The organism is Halothece sp. PCC 7418 (genome assembly GCF_000317635.1).
In the GTDB taxonomy this organism is placed as follows: Bacteria; Cyanobacteriota; Cyanobacteriia; order Cyanobacteriales; family Rubidibacteraceae; genus Halothece.
Genome location: NC_019779.1, coordinates 430,080 through 450,409 on the forward strand (window position 1 = coordinate 430,080; position 20,330 = coordinate 450,409).

The 20,330-nt window shown below is 43.0% G+C and carries 21 protein-coding genes and 1 tRNA gene; 12 read left to right on the top strand and 10 right to left on the bottom strand.

Features of this window, described 5'->3' with window-relative positions; translation table 11 throughout:
• Window positions 1-14: 14 nt before the first annotated feature.
• The gene (locus PCC7418_RS01945; RefSeq protein WP_015224495.1) at window positions 15-590 is read right to left on the bottom strand and encodes a hypothetical protein; all 576 of its coding nucleotides are present in this window, start codon (window positions 588-590) and stop codon (window positions 15-17) included.
• Window positions 591-742: 152 nt separating this feature from the next.
• Between PCC7418_RS01945 and PCC7418_RS01950 the strand changes: the two genes are divergently transcribed.
• The 3 genes from PCC7418_RS01950 to PCC7418_RS01960 all read left to right on the top strand — a co-directional run bounded on the left by PCC7418_RS01950 (window position 743) and on the right by PCC7418_RS01960 (window position 2,877).
• Window positions 743-1,369 (top strand): hypothetical protein, encoded by a 627-nt coding sequence (locus tag PCC7418_RS01950; RefSeq protein ID WP_015224496.1) that lies wholly within the window; start codon window positions 743-745, stop codon window positions 1,367-1,369.
• A gap of 59 nt (window positions 1,370-1,428) precedes the next feature.
• A complete protein-coding gene (locus PCC7418_RS19210; RefSeq protein ID WP_015224497.1) occupies window positions 1,429-2,475 on the top strand; it encodes a hypothetical protein in 1,047 nt (348 codons plus the stop codon).
• A gap of 141 nt (window positions 2,476-2,616) precedes the next feature.
• Window positions 2,617-2,877, top strand: a complete 261-nt coding sequence (locus tag PCC7418_RS01960) for a YggT family protein (protein ID WP_015224498.1) — start codon at window positions 2,617-2,619, stop codon at window positions 2,875-2,877.
• On the opposite strand, the gene PCC7418_RS01965 is transcribed toward PCC7418_RS01960, so the two are convergent.
• Window positions 2,874-3,314 carry a hypothetical protein gene (locus PCC7418_RS01965; RefSeq protein WP_015224499.1) on the bottom strand — a complete coding sequence of 147 codons (441 nt, stop codon included), beginning with the start codon at window positions 3,312-3,314 and terminating at the stop codon, window positions 2,874-2,876. The genes PCC7418_RS01960 and PCC7418_RS01965 overlap by 4 nt on opposite strands.
• A gap of 179 nt (window positions 3,315-3,493) precedes the next feature.
• Here PCC7418_RS01965 and PCC7418_RS01970 point away from each other — a divergent pair, with 179 nt between their 5' ends.
• Window positions 3,494-3,913, top strand: a complete 420-nt coding sequence (locus PCC7418_RS01970; protein WP_015224500.1) for a DUF4278 domain-containing protein — start codon at window positions 3,494-3,496, stop codon at window positions 3,911-3,913.
• A gap of 213 nt (window positions 3,914-4,126) precedes the next feature.
• Here PCC7418_RS01970 and PCC7418_RS01975 read toward each other — a convergent pair whose 3' ends face one another.
• Window positions 4,127-5,665, bottom strand: a complete 1,539-nt coding sequence (locus tag PCC7418_RS01975; protein WP_015224501.1) for a bifunctional aminoglycoside phosphotransferase/ATP-binding protein — start codon at window positions 5,663-5,665, stop codon at window positions 4,127-4,129.
• A 185-nt stretch (window positions 5,666-5,850) separates the two neighbouring features.
• Here PCC7418_RS01975 and PCC7418_RS01980 point away from each other — a divergent pair, with 185 nt between their 5' ends.
• Complete coding sequence (locus tag PCC7418_RS01980) at window positions 5,851-6,915, top strand: PstS family phosphate ABC transporter substrate-binding protein (RefSeq protein ID WP_015224502.1); 1,065 nt, start codon at window positions 5,851-5,853, stop codon at window positions 6,913-6,915.
• Window positions 6,916-6,960: 45 nt separating this feature from the next.
• Here the strand turns inward: PCC7418_RS01980 and PCC7418_RS01985 are convergent, their stop codons facing one another.
• Entirely contained in the window at window positions 6,961-7,947 is a 987-nt protein-coding gene (locus PCC7418_RS01985; protein WP_015224503.1) for an adenosine kinase, read from the bottom strand.
• A 103-nt stretch (window positions 7,948-8,050) separates the two neighbouring features.
• On the opposite strand from PCC7418_RS01985, the gene PCC7418_RS01990 reads away from it, so the two are divergent.
• Window positions 8,051-8,752: a response regulator transcription factor gene (locus tag PCC7418_RS01990; RefSeq protein WP_015224504.1), complete on the top strand. Its 702-nt coding sequence runs from the start codon at window positions 8,051-8,053 to the stop codon at window positions 8,750-8,752.
• Here PCC7418_RS01990 and PCC7418_RS01995 read toward each other — a convergent pair.
• On the bottom strand, window positions 8,749-10,197 hold the full coding sequence (locus PCC7418_RS01995; RefSeq protein ID WP_015224505.1) for an NAD(P)/FAD-dependent oxidoreductase: 1,449 nt from the start codon (window positions 10,195-10,197) through the stop codon (window positions 8,749-8,751). The genes PCC7418_RS01990 and PCC7418_RS01995 overlap by 4 nt on opposite strands.
• Before the next feature lie 280 nt (window positions 10,198-10,477).
• Between PCC7418_RS01995 and PCC7418_RS02000 the strand changes: the two genes are divergently transcribed.
• Together PCC7418_RS02000 and PCC7418_RS02005 are read left to right on the top strand one after the other, a co-directional pair.
• Entirely contained in the window at window positions 10,478-10,828 is a 351-nt protein-coding gene (locus tag PCC7418_RS02000) for a phage holin family protein (protein WP_015224506.1), read from the top strand.
• Between the two features lie 35 nt (window positions 10,829-10,863).
• A complete protein-coding gene (locus PCC7418_RS02005; protein ID WP_015224507.1) occupies window positions 10,864-12,033 on the top strand; it encodes an HhoA/HhoB/HtrA family serine endopeptidase in 1,170 nt (389 codons plus the stop codon).
• Window positions 12,034-12,090: 57 nt separating this feature from the next.
• Here PCC7418_RS02005 and bioF read toward each other — a convergent pair whose 3' ends face one another.
• Entirely contained in the window at window positions 12,091-13,248 is a 1,158-nt protein-coding gene (bioF, locus tag PCC7418_RS02010; protein ID WP_015224508.1) for an 8-amino-7-oxononanoate synthase, read from the bottom strand.
• A gap of 180 nt (window positions 13,249-13,428) precedes the next feature.
• Entirely contained in the window at window positions 13,429-14,547 is a 1,119-nt protein-coding gene (locus PCC7418_RS02015) for an extracellular solute-binding protein (RefSeq protein WP_015224509.1), read from the bottom strand.
• A gap of 121 nt (window positions 14,548-14,668) precedes the next feature.
• On the opposite strand from PCC7418_RS02015, the gene PCC7418_RS02020 reads away from it, so the two are divergent.
• Window positions 14,669-15,046 carry a hypothetical protein gene (locus PCC7418_RS02020; protein WP_015224510.1) on the top strand — a complete coding sequence of 126 codons (378 nt, stop codon included), beginning with the start codon at window positions 14,669-14,671 and terminating at the stop codon, window positions 15,044-15,046.
• A 193-nt stretch (window positions 15,047-15,239) separates the two neighbouring features.
• Here the strand turns inward: PCC7418_RS02020 and PCC7418_RS02025 are convergent, their stop codons facing one another.
• Window positions 15,240-17,414, bottom strand: coding sequence for a glutamine synthetase III (locus tag PCC7418_RS02025; RefSeq protein ID WP_015224511.1), 2,175 nt, complete (start codon window positions 17,412-17,414; stop codon window positions 15,240-15,242).
• Between the two features lie 243 nt (window positions 17,415-17,657).
• On the opposite strand from PCC7418_RS02025, the gene PCC7418_RS02030 reads away from it, so the two are divergent.
• A tRNA-Arg gene (locus PCC7418_RS02030) sits at window positions 17,658-17,731 on the top strand.
• Window positions 17,732-17,739: 8 nt separating this feature from the next.
• On the opposite strand, the gene PCC7418_RS02035 is transcribed toward PCC7418_RS02030, so the two are convergent.
• On the bottom strand, window positions 17,740-18,498 hold the full coding sequence (locus PCC7418_RS02035; protein ID WP_015224512.1) for an SIMPL domain-containing protein: 759 nt from the start codon (window positions 18,496-18,498) through the stop codon (window positions 17,740-17,742).
• A gap of 26 nt (window positions 18,499-18,524) precedes the next feature.
• Here PCC7418_RS02035 and surE point away from each other — a divergent pair, with 26 nt between their 5' ends.
• Entirely contained in the window at window positions 18,525-19,196 is a 672-nt protein-coding gene (gene surE, locus PCC7418_RS02040; RefSeq protein ID WP_015224513.1) for a 5'/3'-nucleotidase SurE, read from the top strand.
• On the opposite strand, the gene cobA is transcribed toward surE, so the two are convergent.
• The gene (gene cobA, locus PCC7418_RS02045; protein ID WP_015224514.1) at window positions 19,191-19,898 is read right to left on the bottom strand and encodes a uroporphyrinogen-III C-methyltransferase; all 708 of its coding nucleotides are present in this window, start codon (window positions 19,896-19,898) and stop codon (window positions 19,191-19,193) included. The genes surE and cobA overlap by 6 nt on opposite strands.
• Window positions 19,899-19,906: 8 nt before the next feature.
• On the opposite strand from cobA, the gene PCC7418_RS02050 reads away from it, so the two are divergent.
• Window positions 19,907-20,311 (top strand): hypothetical protein, encoded by a 405-nt coding sequence (locus tag PCC7418_RS02050; protein ID WP_015224515.1) that lies wholly within the window; start codon window positions 19,907-19,909, stop codon window positions 20,309-20,311.
• The last annotated feature ends 19 nt before the right edge of the window (window positions 20,312-20,330 follow it).

Here is a 20,330-nt window from a genome sequence, read left to right on the forward strand (position 1 = left end):
CGAAGAAGGAAAAACTAATTTGAAACTTCTGCCATTTCAATTACTCGTTCATCTAAATCTTTGACTAAAAAATTTAAGGGTTTGGTGCGACGAACTTTAAACTTTAACCGTCGCGCTTGGACTTGCATTAAAATTTGTTCTAAACAGTCGTGATCAAAACAGACGTGACGCTCACGGTCTTTATACCCATAGTTAGCCCCAGCAATGATATGTAACTGCGTATTCTTTTTCAGTTGATACCAGAGTCCATCGGTGCCATTATAACTGGGATTGGTGGAAATGCCTGGATTGGCGGACATATAGAGGGGGTCCATCGCCGTTGCGCCTAGAGATTGTTCATAGTTGTAATAATAATGGAGGGGAACTTCCGCAATGGTTAAATTTAAAACTCCCTCATAAAACTGGCGCGCCACTTCTAAATCCGATACCATAACTGTATAAACCTTGGGAGCACTGGTGAGGAACATCCACATTGCTCCAGCATAGGCAACCAAGAGCAATACCATAATGCCTTGAGTGGAAAAAACGGTATCGAGTCCGGGTAAAAAAGCCCCTAACCAAACTAAATTAACAATCGTTCCAGAAAGCATAAGCAAATCATTAAAAAATACAATAAAAGCTCACCGACAAACCAAATCGGATGGAGTAAAGTGCAATTAATCAGTCAATTGAGCTTTGGGTCTCAATCTAGCTCTAGGCTAGCTTACCTTATTCTATCTTTCGTATAGGTTGACGAAAAGCTGTGCAGATACCTCGTTTTCCAGAAGCTAATCATCCTTTAGTGCAACCGCTATTTCATCATAGCGATTTGGAATTGTTAACACTGTTGCAAAACCATCCTGAACAGGGAAAACATTTTACGGCGATTTTTTGTCGGTATAGTCCTTTGATCTACACCATTATTCGTCACAGTGCGCGATCGCGCGTTCAATCTGACTATCTGTTTGCGATGATTTGGCGACATTTATATTATGAAATGCAAGGCTTAAATCCAGCTGAACTCGAAGCAACTGGGGAAAATTCTTTACAAAGTTGGCTCATTAAAATGTCAGGCTTAGCATTGCGGGAAGTAGAAATTCCTCCAGTAGAAAACATTAACTATAGTTTAGAAGCAGCCCCCCCGCCATTTTGGTGTCATCTGGAAATTGCTTTGAATAAATTACCGCCGATTGTTCGCCTCATGGTTTTGATGGCGGAAACGTTTCATTGGAGTGAAGCGCGAATTGCAGATTATTTACAAGAAGTGGACGAACCCTTAACAGAAGCAGAAGTCAAAAGTGGACTCGAACAAGGATATCAACTGTTAGAAACCGCTTTACCAGATGATATTCGCATGATTTATTTATATAACAGAAACAGTGAGCCCTAAGCTCATCATCAATTGCAAACAACGTTAAGATAAATCCTATAGATATCCCACCCAAAACCATGAGCGAAGCTGATACCCCTAAATCTTCCCCCTTTTCGGACAATGATTATGATGCTATTGAAGAACTCATTGCGTCTGAGGATAACGACGAAAGTGATGAGCTTGATGAACTCCTTGCTTCACTTGAACCTTCTCCCTCGACTGAAGAAAACAATGACAATGAGTCTAGCTTAGATGAGTCGTTATTTTGGGAAGCAGACACCGAAGCAACGGAAGAAACGCCAGTCGTGACTCAACTTCAGGAACGAAATCATCAACTGTTACGCCGGAATGCTGAACTGCAAAGAGCTTTAGAAACGGCGCAAACGGAATTAGAACAGCAACAGTTTCGGTTACGACAAGCAGAGGACTTAAATGCACAGCAAAATGATGAAATTAATGCTGCGTCGGAACAAAATTTAAGTTTGTCTCAAGAATTAAAAAATTATCGTTTGCAAGAACAACAACAAGCGGAAAAAATTACTCAGTTGACCCATCAGTTAAAAGTCTCTCAGCAACGAGTCGCTCAACTGGAACGAGAATGTGCTTTGATTCAAAAGCAATTTCAAGAACAATCTTATAAATTGTGTCAAGCTGAAAAATATTCTCGGGATCTATCATTTCGCCTACAGCAACAGCGTCGTCATACTTGGCAATTTAAGTCTGCTCTGAATAAATGCCTAGAAACCACTGCGGAAAAAACAGATCAGGAACTAATGCCGAATCCTCCCGTTTCATCTCAACCTATTCCTCCTTGGTCAAGTCAACAAAGTCATGTTTCTGTGAACCCAGATCAACCTGCGGTAGCAGAGGTGTCTTTTGAGGAAGAACCAGACTCTATACTAGAGATAACAGGGTTGTCGGAGGGAGAGTCAAAGATGCCCTCTGAGGGAGAACCATCAGATGCTACCATGGCTGCTGAATCTTCTCAAAACGGTGTTAAAACCACCCCAAGTTTGCCCCATCGCGAAAGCAGTTCTCGCTTTTCTCCCTCTCCCTTGGTGAGCTCGAACCGCAAAAAACGCCAGTCTTATGCAGCAGTGGAATTACCCAAGTTTGTTCGCTAGCTGGTTTCTGTCATTGGGGCGGTGCGAAAAACTCGGAAAATCGGTTAAACTAAGCGCAATAGCGACCAACGGTCACCTTCGGTGACAGAAGGCGTAATCTCTGACTTGCTCAATTGAATCTAGAAATCCCTATAAATCCTTATGAGTCCAACTGCATTACTAACGGATAGTCTCGCTAACTTTCTTAATATTTATCTTCTTCTGATCTTTGTGCGGATTCTCTTAAGCTGGTTTCAAACAGCGGGCTGGGCCCAACAAGCAATGTCATTCCTCAGCCCGGTTACTGATCCCTATCTAAATATTTTCCGCTCTTTTATCCCTCCTTTAGGTGGGATTGATTTATCTCCGATTTTGGCAATTTTTAGCCTGCAAATTATTTCTAGCTTATTAACGAGTGTTTAAAACCGAACTCTCGGGCTAACACGGCTAGAGAAGCCCGAGGCTTTAAATTGCTCAAGCTGTAATGGCGTTGGTTGATTAGCCGGGACGCTAATTCTAAGGCTAAATTCGCTAACGCCAGGAGGCACTTCTGAAATAGAACCGACACGAGTGCGGTTTTGGAGGACGGGATTACCATTAGCATCGTAAATCCGTCCAAAAACGTCTGCATCATAGATGGTTTTACCCGAGGGGTTTTTCGCTTTTCCCGTGACCAGAAAACAACTGGCTGCATTAGAACTCCCACTGAGTAATCCCCCTTCATATTCTTCGGGACACTCTTGGTAGGAAACATTAGAAAGTTTAATTTGTGTCTTTGCTTCCGCCTCTGGAGAAATGAACAGTCCTCCTAGCCAAAACATGAGGGAAAGGGCGATCACGGCTATGGTTTGAAATCTCATAAGTTGTCTATATCGATAACGTGCGATCAATCTCTTGTTAGCTTATCGCATTCAGGAGAATCTGCTATCGTCGAGCAAAATTTCAGGAATTTCTGAAAATCATTATAAAGTGTAACATTCGATACAGAATGAGAAACTATAATGAGATTTGGAGTGGATCGATTGCTAAGGAGACAATCATGAGATTAACCTATCGCGGGATTAACTATGAAACAGAAACAATGCCTCTAGAAACAACAGAAGGCGAGGTCGTCGGAACATATAGAGGACAGCCTTGGCGTGATCATTATCCGCGCCACATTCCCGAACTCGAACCGAAACTCTGGTTACAATATCGAGGAGTCAATTATAGCAAGCGTCCAGTTGTTCAATCTTCTCACCGATCAGATCTTCCAATTCCAGCAGTGACTCCTCATTCTGAGTTACCCAGTCCTCGACACTTTACAACGCAAAATGAGGAAAGTGAAGCAGCTAACGCTCATCTTGAAAGTATCCGTCGGAACTTAGAACGTCGGATTTCTGTGGCGAGAGAACAAGGAAATGAGCACTTACTCTCAATGTTGGAACAAGAATATCGAGATTTGGCGATTAGTCATTAATTACCTTGTTTGTAAACTGCTCACTACAGCCCCTAACCGAATGTTGGCTTCTGTACATTCCGTTGCACTGTATGACTATCATCTATGCAGCCAACCACTGGGGCTTCTCCGTTTGGCGCTTGCAGTTACCAGCGTTAAGGCTAATTATAGCCTAACCCAAGAAGCCTTAATCCATTGCTCTTTTAAAGCAAAAACGGAAAATTCCAGCCTGTTTTAAAGATTGGCAAGGGTTTCAGACAGTTGCTTCCAGTCTTGACTGGTATCAAGTGTTACGAGATAAGCCTGTTCTGCTTTTGTAAAGGGTTCAGCATTCGCTCGTTGTTTTGCTAGTAAGTCGGGAGTGGCATCAGAAATATCGCCTGATCGGTTTGCAACACGATCGCGCAAGACTTCAATTGGTGCATCACAATAGACAATCTGTAAAGGCAACTGGTATTTTTTTGCCTCACGAATCACCGCTTGTCTTAAGTCTTTTCGGTCATATTTCGCATCTAAAATCACTGACCAACCTTGAGACGCAAGAAGAGTCCCTAACGCTAACAGGCGATTATAAGTTTTTTGGCTCATTTCTGCTGTGTAAATCTCCTCACTTCCTGTGTCTTCAACATCAATCCCTGCGAGATGTTTTCGTACCGCATCGGATCGTAAATGAATCGCCTGCTGCTGTTTTGCCATTTCCTGCGCGATCGTGGTTTTCCCCGAACCCGATAACCCTGACATCATCCACAAGCGTCCAGTTTGGGGTCGGGTATATTCCCACGCTAAATGATAGTATTGGCTAGCTTGTTCACTGGCGTGTTGTTTGTCTTCTGCACCGATATGAGGATCATCTAACATTAAAGAATTAACTTTAGCGCGAACATAAGCCTGTCGGCTGAGATATAAGGGTAACACTTGTATCCCTTCCCAGTCTCCCGTTTGTTCTAAATAGCAATTGAGAAAAACATTGGCAAAATCAGGACAGCCTCGAAACTGTAAATCCATCACCGTAAAGGCCACATCATACATCACATCGACAAACCGAAACGGTTCATTAAATTCGATGCGATCAAACAGTTGAATTTTATCACGCCACCAACAAATATTTTTCAGGTGCAAATCGCCGTGACATTCCCGAATCAAACCTTGATCCACTCTGGCTTGAAATAGAGACTCCCGAGTTTTTAAAAAGTTCTCTGTAAAGGCTTTTGTTTCCTGAAACTGTTTTTCAGTTTGAGTGATACCAATATATTTCTCGGTTTGTTTGTAGTTATTGTTAATCGCTTCTGCAATAACTCTCGGTTTACCAAATTGAGAGATGTAGTCGCTCGTTTTGGCGTGCTGATGGAAAGTCGCGACTCGTTTTCCTAATTGTGCAATCAAAGATTCTGATAATTGACCCTCTCTTTGCATCACACTTAAAAGGGCTGATTGGGGAAATTGACGCATTTTTAAGACATATTCTATAACTTGACCCTTACCGTTGAGTTCGAGAGTATTTTCTTGTTGGGTAATGGGTAAAACGCCCAGATAAATATCAGGCGCGATCGGCTGATTTAAATCTAATTCTTGCTGACAATAATAGTGTCGCTTTTCTAAGGTTGAAAAATCTAAAAACCCCAGATCAAGAGGTTTTTTGAGCTTGTAAGCATACTCTCCTGTCAGAAAAATATAGGAAATGTGAGTTTGTAACTGTTGAATCGAATCATTTGTAAAATGAGGATAAAAGTCAGGGCGATTCATCCTCTCTAAAAGCCGATCAGAGCTAGTCATGATTGTAAATTTTGATACCCTACACCTCCGATCATAACAAGATTAAAGCCAATTTATGAAGAGGTTAAAAAATATGTATTGCAAAACTCTTGTAAAATCTAATTATAGACTTCAGAGATCAACTCAATATAATTAATTGTTCTGAAATTTAATTCCTTAAGCCCTCTAATTTAGGAAATAAGCTAATGATTAATGAGCAAGGACACATTAAAAAACTTACGAAATCAGTGGTCGTTTTTCTAGGTGTATTAACCCTAACAAGCGCTTGTGGTTCCACGAGTACCAATAATTCTGACACTGGGAAAACAATGATTGAAGTTGACGGTTCAAGTACCGTTTATCCCATTACCAATGAAATCGCCCAAGAATACCAACTGATTTCGGCGAATCAACCCGAAATTAGAGTTAATGTTTCTGGGACTGGTGGCGGATTTCGTCGCTTTTGTGCAGGAGAAACCGATATTAATGACGCTTCTCGTCCGATTAATGCCGAAGAAATGGAAACCTGTGAAGAAAATGGCGTAAAATACGTTGAGCTTCCTGTGGCTTATGACGCGCTTAGTGTTGTTGTTCACCCCGACAATGATTGGGTGAGTGAAATAACAACAGAGACTTTAGCGAAGATTTGGCAACCCAGTGCGGAAACGACAGTAATGCAGTGGAATGAAGTGAATTCGCAATGGCCCCGTCGTCCGCTTAATTTATACGGTCCTGGGGTTGATTCTGGCACATTTGATTATTTTACAGAAGCCATTGTTGGTAAAGCAGGGGCAAGTCGCCAAGATTATATTGATAGTGAAGATGATACCTTAATCGTCCGTGGAGTCAGTGAAGACCCTTATGCTTTGGGATATTTTGGTTATTCCTATTATGAAGAAAACCAGAAAGAATTAAAAGCCCTTGCGATTGATAATGGTTCTGGTGCGGTTATGCCCTCTCGGGAAACAGTGAGAACGGGAGAATATCAGCCGTTATCTCGTCCTCTCTTAATTTACGTTAACGTAGAGTCTTTGGAGACTAAACCAGAACTGAGTAAATTTTTAGAATATTACTTGACTCAAGGACGACCCTCCGTGAAAGTGGTCGGTTCAATTCCACTCCCTGATGAAATTTATAATTTAGCCCTGAAACGAATGGAAAACAAACAAACGGGAACAGTTTTTGAAGGGGAAACGCCGATTAACCTTAAAATTGAAGACTTATTGCAGAAAGAAGCCCGTTCCTATATCAACTCTGATGCTGAAAAATGAGTGCTGTTTTGCCCCCAAATGGGGGCATTGCTTAGGCGGAGAGTGTTAGACTGTCGCGAGAACTTCTTTTGCTTCTTCCGGTTCTAAACGGGGGCCATAACTAGTGACTAATCGTGCGGATGCAGCCGAGGCAAGTTTACCCGCATCAGCAAAACTCATGCCGTTAGTAATCCCATAAAGGAAGGCCCCAGCAAACATATCTCCTGCGCCAACCGTATCCACTGCTTTCACAGCATGGGGTGCAACTTCAATGAGATTTTCACCATCATAGACTAAAGACCCTTTTGGACCGCGAGTAATGACGAAACCTTTGCTGAGGGTTTTGAGGTAGTCTGCTGCTTTCCCTAAGTCTTCAGTTTCTGCCATGGTGAGGGCTTCACTTTCGTTAGCGAAGATTAAATCAATGCCATCACCAATCATTTCGAGGAAACCTGGTTTAAAGAATTTTGCCATGTTCAAGTCAGACAGGGAAAGCGCAACTTTCTTTCCAGCTTGTTGGGCAATTTCTCGCGCTTTGACCGCTGCTGCTTTGCTACTGGGGTCAGTAACGAGATATCCTTCAATGTAAGTATATTCTGACTCTTTAATCGCTTCGGGAACTAATTCTTTCTCAGAAAATTGTGCGGAAATTCCCAAGTGAGTATTCATGGTGCGGTCAGCATCAGGAGTAACAAACACCAGACACTGTCCCGTGATGCCAGGTTCGGGTTCATGATGTTCTAAGTTAGTATTGATGCCACAATCGACTAAATCTTGGAGATAGGATTGTCCCATTTCATCATTAGCCACTTTACAGGAATAGAAACACTTTCCACCAAACTGACTAATGGCGAACATTGTGTTCGCAGCAGATCCGCCACCGCTTTTTTTCCCCATGTACTCTTTGAGATCATTGATCAACTGTTGTTGACGATCTGCTTCAATGAGGGTCATCACACCTTTGTCAATCCCTAGATTCTGCAGGAGATCGGGCGTGACTTTAAATTCAATGTCTAATAGTGCGTTTCCTAAACCATAGACGTTATATGCCATACACTTTCTCTCCTTATATGATTGAATTGGGCAGGTATTGCCTGCAACCTTGCTATCTTATCACTAAGTTTCTTCTTTGAGACCTGCCATGGGGGGAGAGATCATGCAAATCTTACTGGTCGATGATGAACGGGAGTTAACAACGCCTCTGTCTCGGGTTTTGACACAAGAAGGGTATCAGGTTGATGTGGCAAATAATGGAGTCGTTGGGGAAGAATTGGCAACAAACAATAATTATCATTTATTGATTTTGGATTGGTTGATGCCAGAAAAATCAGGGTTAGAGTTATGCCGATCGCTGCGATCGCGCGGAAATCAAACTCCAGTTTTATTTTTAACAGCTAAAGATACGGTAGATGATCGAGTGGCGGGTTTAGATGTTGGTGCAGATGACTACATTGTCAAGCCCTTTGAGTTAAGAGAATTTCTCGCCAGAGTCCGCGCTTTAATGCGACGTTCCGCTTGTGAACTCCCTGTCAGTTCTCGTCTCCAAGTTTCTGATTTAGAATTTGACCCTGATAATCAACTGGCTTATCGCAATGGACGAACCATTGAACTCTCAGAAAAAGAGGGAAAACTTTTAAAGTATTTTATGCAATTTCCCCAGCAACTGTTAACCCATCAACAAATTTATCAACATCTGTGGGGAGAAGAGAGTACAGCCAGCAGTAATGTTTTAGCAGCTTTAGTGCGTTTATTACGACGTAAAATCGAAGTTCCTGGTGAAATTACCTTGATTCATACGGTTTATGGAAAAGGCTACCGCTTCGGAGAAAGATCAGATCCACAAGAGGGAACCAATTAAAGATTACGGAAAACTATGAATAATAAAACCAAGACTCCTAAGCCTCCCAGTGAAAATAGTAAGCGAGTTGTGCGATTACTTTTCGCCAGAATATCTGAGTAAGAGAGTTCGTGATTTTGAATAAGTAAGAAGGAATGAGGCTGAAAGAGAAAAGGTAAAATTCGATGCAAGAAGAGACGGATTAAAAAATTAACTGTCCATAATCTTTTCTGTAATAAATCTTGATTATATTGCCAAGGATAACTAATTTGGACTAGACGAATTAACGCTTTAACATCTTCTTCTCGTTGGGTTTGGTAGCGGGGTAGTGCTTCTAATAAATTATCATTCGTTTCTGCTAAGAGTTCGTGGAAAATGTAGATATCTTCTAACGCCGAATTTACCCCTTGTCCAATATCAGGAGGAAAACAATGAACAGCATCTCCTAACAAGAGAATGGCTGTCCCTTTTTCTTTCTCAGGTTCACCGACAATTTTATAGAGCCCTGAACAGTATTGAGGAATTGGAAATTTTCCACCTTCACTAGCAGTAAATCGAGCAATTTCTTCATCAGAAATGATTTTATCAAGGGGAAGTTGAGGAAATGATTTTTTGAGGAAGGCTTCCACTTCTTCTGGTGTTTCTAATTGCCAAATATAATGATCATTATAGGTAATAATATTGGCAGTTCTGGGTTGGTTGGGATCTTTAAAGGGTAATAAACCGAGAGAAATAGCTTTTTTTCGTTCTTTGAATTGAGAGCGAAAAGCATAAGCCATGGTTGGTTTTGCCACATCTCCTGCTTGTTCAGACAATGGAAATTGAGGAGGAAAAGTCAAAACTTTATATTTTAAGCCCGAACTAGGAGAAGGATATTTTTCCATAGCAAAGGAATGGGAATCACCTTCTATTTGATGCAAGGTTTGACGTACAATTGAGTTTAAGCCATCACAACCAATAATTAGTTTTGGATGGAATGTTTTGGCTTCGATATCTTGAGATTGAGTCTGGACTTCTAGACGATTGCTAAATGGTTTTAGCTCAACACACTTTGTTTGAAATAAAACCTGAATTGCCTCTTGCCAATGTTCTTGAATTTCATCATAAAGTAACCGCATAAAAGAGGGTCGGGCTAGCCAGTAAGCGGTTTTCCGATTGGGATCAGCAATGGGCAGCTTCCTCATTTGACGAGTCCCATCGCTTTTAATGATAGTGATATAAAATTCTGTATTCGGAACACTTAAATCAGCCAGTTGACCCGTAATATTTAATAAATCTGTTAATTTTTGACCGCGACCATCAATTTGATAATTAAACGATTTATCAGGTTCATAATAATCTGCTGAGGGTCTTTTCTCTATGACTTTGATATTTGTCCAGCCTCTTTTCGCTAGCATTAAGGCAGCCCCTAATCCGGCAGGACCCCCACCAATAATTACCACACTGTTTGAGGAAGAATCAGTCATTTTTAGTTCTTATATAGCAGTTTTCACTCTCATCTTGTTCTTGGTTCACCCCCTCTCCTTTCCCCAGCGCGTACCACCGTAGCTCAACAACCTAAGAAACGCTATATTAATTCTTTAATTTAAATATCGTAATGGTTTGTGGATGCCTATTGCAATGAAACTTGTCGTTTCTGTCAGTGTAAGCTAGGTAGGAGTCACCCCCCTTATCCTTCTTGCGTTAGGGGGGAATCGCTCACGGAACGGCTAAAATTAATATTGCATACTCCATAGAGGAAAAGTTATGCCACAATTTCTGATTACTTGGATTGCAACCGCGATCGCGCTGCTGATTACGGCGAAAATTGTTCCTGGCTTAGTCGTCGATAGTGTCTCTGCGTCTATCATCGGGTCTGCCGTCTTAGGCTTCGTGAATGCAATTGTCAAGCCCATTTTATTTATATTTACACTGCCTTTAACGATTCTAACCTTAGGTTTATTTTTACTGGTTCTCAATGCAATTACGTTCGGAATTGTAGGCTACTTAACGCCTGGTTTTACAGTTGATGGCTTCTTCCCAGCATTATTTGGTTCAATTATCCTCTCGTTCATTGCTGGATTACTCAACCAATTTTTCCAGGGAGAACTGGATTAACTCTAACAATTTGATGTCATCAGGAATTTATAGCAATGTCAACAAATTTACGCAGATTTTTAACCTATTTGATTGTCCTTGTGTTTGGGGTTTTAATTGGTGGCGGAGGCTATCAAGTGCTTCCCTCAAAAGCAGACACTGTTCCCCAAAATGAACTGATCGCGCAAAGTAACAGCCCGCAAGCGATTACCAATCGTTTTGTGAGCTTGGCTGTGGAACAAGTGGGGGGCGCGGTCGTTCGCATCGACACCGAAAGAACAGTTACCCAAACCAATCCCTTTGCTGATGATCCCTTTTTCCGTCGCTTCTTTGGCGATGACTTTTTCCCCAATACACCGCGAGAAAGACGGTTACGGGGTCAAGGATCAGGATTTATTGTCGAGAGTAACGGCATTGTTCTCACCAACGCCCATGTGGTGAATCAAGCGGATCAAGTGAGTGTCAACTTAAAAGATGGACGCACCTTTGAGGGGAAAGTCTTAGGGGCCGATTCTGTCACTGACTTAGCAGTCATTAAAATTCAAGGTAGAGAGTTGCCAACAGTCCCTCTCGGGGATTCTGATCAAGTGAGAGTGGGTGATTGGGCAATCGCGGTGGGAAATCCCTTAGGCTTAGATAACACGGTGACTTTAGGCATTATCAGCACCCTCAACCGTCCCAGTGCCAAAGTGGGCATTCCCGATAAACGCCTTGATTTCTTACAAACGGATGCAGCGATTAATCCTGGCAACTCTGGCGGTCCCCTTCTCAACGATCGCGGTGAAGTGATTGGCATTAATACCGCGATTCGTGCTGATGCCAACGGCATTGGCTTTGCGATTCCAGTCAACAAAGCAAAATCAATTTATCCGAAACTGGTGGAAGGCAAAGGAGTTTCTCACCCTTACATTGGCATTCGCATGGTTAGCCTCACCCCAGAGTTGGCAAGAGAAATCAATCGCGATCCCAATGCGGGGTTACTGATTCCCGAAACGGAAGGGGTTTTAGTCATGCAAGTCCAACCAGATACCCCAGCAGCACGGGCGGGTTTACGTCGCGGTGACGTGATTACAGCCATTGCTGGGCAACGCATTACCAGTGCGGAAGAATTACAACGGATGGTCGAAGATAGCAATGTTGGAGAAAGACTCGACTTTGAAGTCCAACGCGGTGAACAAATGGAAATCTTATCTGTTTATCCCGCAGAATTAGACGATTTTTCCTAAAGTTCCCGTAAAGATATCCCTCTGAGTTCAACTCAGGGGGTTTAGCATCATCCTCGATTAGAGGACAGCTTTTAATTCATCTACTAAATACTGAAGTTGTTCAGGTTCATGGGTTGCCATCAAAGAAATCCGAATCCGACTAAAGGGGACAGTTGGGGGACGAATCGCTGGGGCAAAAATGCCTTTGTGTTGGAGATGGTCTGAGAGTTTTACCGCCTCTGTGGGATTATCTAAACGAATACAGAGAATGGGAGATTGAGACGGGAGAAGGGGCAAATCAGCGAGGGCTTCTTGCAAAAACTGAATGTTTTCCCAGAGTTTCTGACGGCGTTGAGGTTCTTCACGGACAATTTTAATGGCAGCTAGGGCAGCAGCGGTATCCGCAGGGGATAATCCTGTGGTGTAAATCCAACTGGGAGCGCGATTACGGAGAAACTCAATTAAACGCTTCGATCCAGCAATATAACCCCCCAAACTGCCTAGGGCTTTACTTAGGGTTCCCATTTGAATCGGGGCGCGATCGCTGCAATCGAAATAATTAACACAGCCACCTCCCTTGTCTCCCATGACCCCTGTGGCATGGGCTTCATCTACTAACACCATCGCTTGGTATTTTGCAGCCAGATCTAATAAGTCTGGGAGGGGACAAATATCTCCATCCATGCTGAAGAGGGTATCAGTCACAATGAGACACCGACGGTAAGCAGCGCGATTGGTACTCAGTTGCTGTTCTAAGTCTTCTAAATCACAATGTTTGTAGTCCATGACTTTTCCACCTGTGAGAACTGCTCCCTTTTTGAGGCTAGAGTGATTATATTGATCGGCTAAGATTAAATCTCGCAAGCCGACAAGGGCGGTAATTGTTCCTAAGTTCGCCAGATAACCCGAACTAAACACCAGTGCATCTTCCGTTTGTTTCAGTTGCGCGATCGCGCTTTCTAATTCATCATGAAGGGGACGATGACCACTTAACAACCGAGACCCCGTGCTTCCTGTTCCATACCGTTGCACTGCTCGGGTTGCTGCTTGAATTAACCGTTGGTCACTAGCTAACCCCAGATAATCATTACTGGCAAAATTCAGAAGTGATTTTCCATCCAGTTTAATCATCGCTCCGGGGATGCTCTCAATGCGTTTAACGGTACGATACCACCCAGCTTTTTCAATGGTCGAGAGAGATTTTTCAATCCAATCATAAGCGGGATTTTCAATCATAGACTTCTTTATTTGTTCTTCGTTCTTTGTTCACCCCTTCACCTCCCAATACTTCGAGGAATTTGCCTTCTTATTAATGGGTAAGTAAGGGGACAAGGTGAAAGGAACAAGGAATGTTAAAGTGACCTTTTCCTCTGCCCCCTGACCCTTTTCCCAATTTACAAATTAGAGTGTCACCTTTCAACGAGAAGTATTGGTTCGCATTTCCCGCCACAGCTGTTGATATTGTTTCTTGGTTTGAGCAGATAAGGGCAACAAAAATTCACTTTTTTCAATTAAAGTTTGCGGGGGAATTCGTAACTGATCTTGTTGTAAACTTTCTGGGAGTTGGTCGGTTTTTGTATTCAGTAAAATTGGGGAGGAAGCATTGGTAAATAGTCCAATTTGGGTCGCTGCTTGCTCTTCCCAACAAAAGTTAATCCATTGTAACATTGCTTCTGAAAGGCTTGGTTTGCCTGTTGGTTGCACCCAAACATCCGCCCAGAGAGATGTTCCTGATTCTGGAATCACCGTTGTCAGATCAGGGTAACGAGTTTGTAGTTGTAGAATATCGCTAGACCAACCAACAGCAACCCAAGTATCTTCTAACACTAAAGGCTGAAGATAGGCTTGAGAACTATAAAATTTAACTTGTTGGTGTAGAGTCGCTAATTCAGTTTTTAAGTTGGGAACTTGCTCTAAATCGCTTGTGTTGTAAGATTGTCCGAGTTTTTTTAAGGTGAAGCCGATGACTTCTCGCGGTTGATTTAATAAAGAAACGCGATCGCGCAATTCTTCCCGCCATAAATCTTTCCAATCGGTGATGGGCTCATAACCCGCTTCCCGAAACTGATCCGCTCGATACGCAATCACTGTATTCCCCCAGCGATAGGGCGCTCCCCAGATTTTACCATTCGGAGCCAAATTACCCTGTGCATCTCGTTGGACTAGCCTTTGCCAAACCGATGGCAATTTTCTCCAATTGTCAACCGAGGTTAGATCTAAAGGTTGAATTAAATTTTCAGCAATCGCCTCTTCCAGCCAAATATCGCCTAATGTTACCAAATTAGCAGTTTTTTGGTTGTCTTCTTGTGATAATTTCTCTAGAAGCTCATAGAGACTTTTTAACTGCGGAATTGGCTTAATATCTAAGGGACGATTCTCTGGAAATTGTTTTTGAAAGTTTCCTAAAAGCTGAGGCGGAATCGAGTCTTTTAACACTCGGATGGCAAGAGAATTGTTACTAGAACTACAAGATTCCAAAATTGGGGTAATGGCAGTCAAGAAAGCCATTAATAAAAATTTACGACGGTTTAACATAACGCTGAAAAATTAAATGAATCCGTAATATTAAGACTTATCTTGATCAAGCGAATAAGATGATAAAGGAGCAGGTCTATTATCACCTGTAACAGTAGAACAATTCCCATTGGTATCGTTCATGGATCGACTGGAAACTCATATTATCACTCTCGAACAAAAAATAGATCGGCTCTATGCGGTCGTTGAACACCTCACCAACCGTTTAGATGAGAGTTTGCAACTCCCTCAAGGCACAAATCAGGAATCCCATCCTGCCATTGTCGAGGAATCTCCTGCGGAAACAAGCGACTCTCATCACCGAGGCATTAGTGCCATGATGGGACATAAGGACGTTTTACAGGATGATGACACGAATACATCTCGGACAACAGCTTCCGATGGAGAAGAAGTGTCCCCTGAAATCCAAATTCGTCGTCTCAATACGCAACTCACAGCAGCTTACAATCGCATTGCTGCTTTAGAAGAACAACTGTTGGCTCAACGGATTCACTTTTAATTCTCATTTCTGGTATTAGCAAAGGGCGCGATCGCGCCTGAGCCTACCAATCAGGAGATCAAGACCTAGAAATTTGTCCAGTTTCAGGATACAACAACCTCCCGTTGAGATCATCCCGTCACGGGAGATTGTTTAATCAGGGCTTGCTGAAAAAGGCGCGATCGCGCAACCTAAGAGTAATCAATTGCTTCCTTTACTTCACAAATAACATTTCCTGATACGTTGGCAGGGGCCATAAGTGATCCGCAACTGCCCCTTCCAAAGCATCAGCCTGTTCCCGTAACTGATTCATAATCGGTAATAAGGTTGTGGCACAATACTGCATTTTTTCTTCGGTATTGGTGGTCTTATGCTGTTCTAAAGCCTCACTTAAACGAGTCATTGTTGCTACCAGAGAATTCGTTAAATTCGCGATCGTCTCAATTAAAGTTTGATCGAGATTGATCTTAAGAGGGGCAAGATTGCTGAGTGTAGCAGACAACTGAGATAAATACTCCATTGCCACTGGATAAATCATGGTTTTCGCCATATTTACCATCAGTTTCGCTTCTACTTCAATAGAGAGAATATATTGTTCGGCATAGACTTCAAAGCGACTTTCCAACTCAACAGGAGTCAGCACACCTGTTTTCTTAAATAAATCTTCAATGGCTTCTTCCTTCAATGTTGGGAGCGCGTCAGCCGTGGTCGGTAAATTAATTAATCCCCGCTCTTCAACTGCCATCTTATGCCATTCTTCAGAATAGCCGTTGCCACCAAAAATGACTGCACTGTGTTGTTCCATCACGTCTTTAAGCACAGTGATGATCGCAGTATTCATGTCTGTATTCTTAGATAATTCATTTTCTAAGCGATTGCCAATCCAGTCAAGGGAGTCCGCCAGCATCGTATTCAAAACAATCAACGGACCTGATACAGACTGATTTGATCCGACAGCGCGAAACTCAAAGCGGTTGCCCGTAAAAGCAAAAGGAGAGGTGCGGTTGCGATCGCCAGCATCTTGAGTTAACTGAGGGACAACATCCACTCCAATATCCAATACCCCTTTCTGCTTGGATTCAGAAACCGTTCCCGTTTTGATCTGCTCAAAGATTTCTTCCAGTTGCGTGCCCAAATACACTGACATAATCGCAGGAGGAGCTTCATTTGCACCCAGACGGTGATCATTGCTGGCTGTCGCGATCGCGGCTCGCATTAAAGGACCATATTTATGCACACCGCGAATCACTGCTGCACAGAACAAGAGAAACTGAGCATTTTCATGAGGAGAATCACCTGGGTCAAGAAGGTTACCTTGGGTGGCATTACCCACAGACCAGTTAATATGCTTCCCAGAACCGTTAATTCCAGCAAAGGGCTTTTCGTGAAGCAAACACATGAAACCATGCTTCTTCGCCGTTTGCTTCAGTACGGTCATAATAAGTTGCTGGTGGTCGCTAGCCACATTTGCTGCTTCAAAAAAGGGAGCAATTTCAAACTGACTGGGAGCAACTTCGTTGTGGCGGGTTTTTGCTGGAATCCCCAGTTTATAGAGGATATTTTCCACCTCCTGCATAAAAACCTGGACTCGCTCCGGAATCGCACCAAAATAATGATCATCAAATTCTTGACCCTTAGCGGGGGCTTTACCAAAGAGGGTGCGTCCAGCTAACTGTAAATCGGGACGCTGACTGGCAAAATTGGCATCAACGAGAAAATACTCTTGCTCTGCACCACAACTGGAATTAACTGGTGCAACATCTTTATTTCCAAGGAGGGTCAATACTTTGCGGGCTGCTTGATCCATTGCCCCAATCGAACGGAGAAGAGGGACTTTTTTATCTAGGGCTTCTCCTGTCCAAGAGACGAATACAGTAGGAATACAAAGGGTTGCCCCATTATCGGTTTCCATAATGTAGGCGGGACTGGTGACATCCCATCCCGTGTAACCCCGTGCTTCAAAGGTGTCTCGAATTCCCCCATTGGGAAAAGAAGACCCATCCGGTTCTCCCTGTACCAGCACCTTGCCAGAAAATTGCGAAATCACTTTACCGTCACTTTGCACGGAAATAAAACCATCATGCTTTTCGGCAGTTAAGTTGGTCATGGGATAAAAGACATGGGCATAATACAAAGCTCCTTTTGACATTGCCCAGTCTCGCATCGCAGTGGCAACTGCATCGGCAACCGAGGCATCAAGCGGTTCACCTGTCACGATTGTGTTTTTGATGGATTGAAACACTGCCTTCGGAAGACTCGCCTGCATTTTGTTCAGATCGAAGACGTTTTCCGCCCAAATGTCTTCTAACCGCTCTGGGGCTTGAGTCGGCATGGGCTCGCGATTGGTGATTTGATTAATGGCTTGCGCTCGGCTGTCATTTCCACTCATAAATTTTTTTCCTATCTAACAGAGTGTTGATTTCTTGGTTTCGCTAGTGATTATACAAAATCTTCATGATTTTAATTTAAATCTTCAATGTTGTGCCATCGGGAAACCACTTTCGGGCGTGTTCTACGGACGCAAAAACGCTTACCATTACTACGTTAAAAAATACTTATAGATCACGAATTTTCCCTGTACTCAAACTGCCAAATTGCCACTAGACTTGCTATTATGGTCGTGCTATCGCGCAGGGTTGTAGCTCAGTAGGATAGAGCGAGCGCCTCCTAAGCGCTAGGTCGCCAGTTCGAGCCTGGCCAACCCTGTTTGGGTGTTAATAACGAATTTGTAGCGTGACTCGCGCCCGAATCTCTTGCTCTCCTCCCATCACAGGAGAACTCGGGGCACGACTGGCTGCAACATCGCCTCGGGTTTGTAAGGCTTCCGTGCGAGGCATCACGGGGGGAGTCGCGTTATTAATTTGGATCTTAATGACCGATTGTGAGCGGAGATTGAGTGCGCCTAAAACGGCATCGGCTTGGGCTTTTGCATCTAGGGTCGCTGCTTTCAGGGCTTCTTTTTGGGCTTGCGCGATCGCGCTGTCAGTCGCGGTAAAACTCACAGCATCAATGCGAGTCGCTCCAGCTTGCACGGCTTCATCTAGTAAATTACCGATATCATCCGTGGGAATCCGAAAACTGACTAAATTGAGAGCTTCGTAGCCAGTGAGATTCCGCTTGCCGTCATTATAGCGATATTGCGGTTGTAAGCGGATGCCCGTGGTTTCTAAATTTTCTACATTGCGCGATCGGAGTAACTCAACCACCGCCGTAGAACGTCGAGCCGCGTCTTCTTGCGCTTCAGTGGCGGTTTTCCCTTCCACTTCCACCCCTAAGCGCACTTCTGTTAAAGTTGTGGGGATAGACTCAGTTCCTTCTCCAGTCACAGTCAAGGTTTGTGGGGGTACATCTTGAGCCATCGCTGGTGTAATCGAACTCGGTTCTTGTAAACGCCAACCGACGATGACAATCAAACTCCCGAGAAGGATCAAACTCAGTCCTCTCCAACCCAATGATGGTAATAAACGATTCATCATTAACCCTCTCTGTATGAAACAACATGATTTTAACGAATGACGATGGGTTTCAAGCCCCTGGTATTAAAGCATTACAAACTGCAATTCCAGAACAAGGTATCATCATCGCTCCCGAAACCGAACTCTCCGGTTGTGGACATCAAGTGACGACAAAACGAGGCTTAAAGTTGCAACAGCATTCTCAACAAATCTACAGTGTCGATGGGACACCAGCAGATTGCGTTCGTATTGGTTTGACCCAACTTTTTCCAGATGCAGAATGGGTCATTTCTGGAATTAATGCTGGCGGTAATTTAGGCGCAGATGTATATATTTCAGGAACGGTTGCTGCGGTGCGAGAAGCCGTTTTTCTGGGGAAAAAAGGGATTGCAATTTCTCATTGGCGCAAGCGACCCTTAGAAATTAATTGGAACTTAGCAGCCCGTTGGAGTGCACAAGTTTTAGAAAAATTATTCACCCTTCCTCTACCAGAAGGATCTTATTGGAATGTTAATTTACCCCATTTAGACCCCGATTCTGAAGACCCAGAAATTGTTTTTTGTGAGGGGGGAAAACAGCCTTTACCCGTTGTTTATTATTTTGATGGCGAACGGTATCACTATCAAGGAGAATATGGAAAACGCCAGCGTCAAAAGGGAAGTGATGTTGATATTTGCTTCTCTGGTCATATTGCCGTTTCTCAATTAAAGTTATGATAAAAGCGATCTTAAATTAACTACATCTCCCACGACCATAACTGTGGGAGAGAGTTGATTACCTTGGGTGATTTCGACAATTGTTTCTAAAGTTCCCACCCAAACCGTTTGCTCATCTGTTCCCGCTTTGCGGATGATTGCTATGGGACAAGAAGATGCTTTTCCTTCTGCAATTAATTGTTCAGTAATCATAGCTAAATTTCGACCCCCCATTAAAATAACAAGGGTATCCATTCTTGCTAAAACATTCCAGTCTAAAGTCTCTGGTTCATGAGCCGTTACCACACTAAAACTACGACTTAAAACTTTATCCGTGAGGGGAATTCCAGCCAGAAGTGGGGCAGTAATTGCTGAAGATAAACCTGAAATAATTTCTACTTCGCAACCAATCGTTTTTAATGCTTCAATTTCCTCCCTAGCGCGACCAAAAATAAACGGATCACCATTTTTGAGGCGAATAACATATTGATTGGTTTGGGCAAATTCAATTAATAAACGATTGATTTCACTTTGAGGCGTACTCGCTTGTCCCCCTCGTTTTCCCACATCAACTTTCTGACAATAGGAAGGAACAAGATTGATAATTTCTTCATCAACTAGGGCATCATAAATTAAAACGTCCGCTTTTTTTAAGTATTGTTGGGCTTGTTGGGTTAAATATTGGGCATTTCCTAAACCCGCTCCAATTAGATAAATTTTCAAGGTTAAATATGGTTCAAAAACTATTCAAAGGACTACAAGAAATGGGGATTTGTTACTGCCTCATTTTAGGAATACTTTTAATCCCTTATGCCTTAGCAATCCTTGGTCATTATATCTTGAATCTGAATCTAGTGATGAGTTTTACCTTCTGGGCTTGGGTGATGATGTTGCCGACTGCTTGTGTGTTAGCAATCAGGGAGGCTGGAAATATCATGCACGGTGGCGGTGAAGCCTTCTTGACCGCACTTTTATTCCTGAGTGCTGGAGCGGGATTATCAGCTTATCTGATAGTGTTGCTTTTTCCCCAAAGTGTTGAGGAACTAACTTTAGAGATGCAAGGAATTTTTTTGATCGGCTTTCCTTTACCCTATAGTTTTTATCGTTTCGTCCAATCACTAGCTGTTTTAAGGTAAGGATGATCTTTCTCTTCGA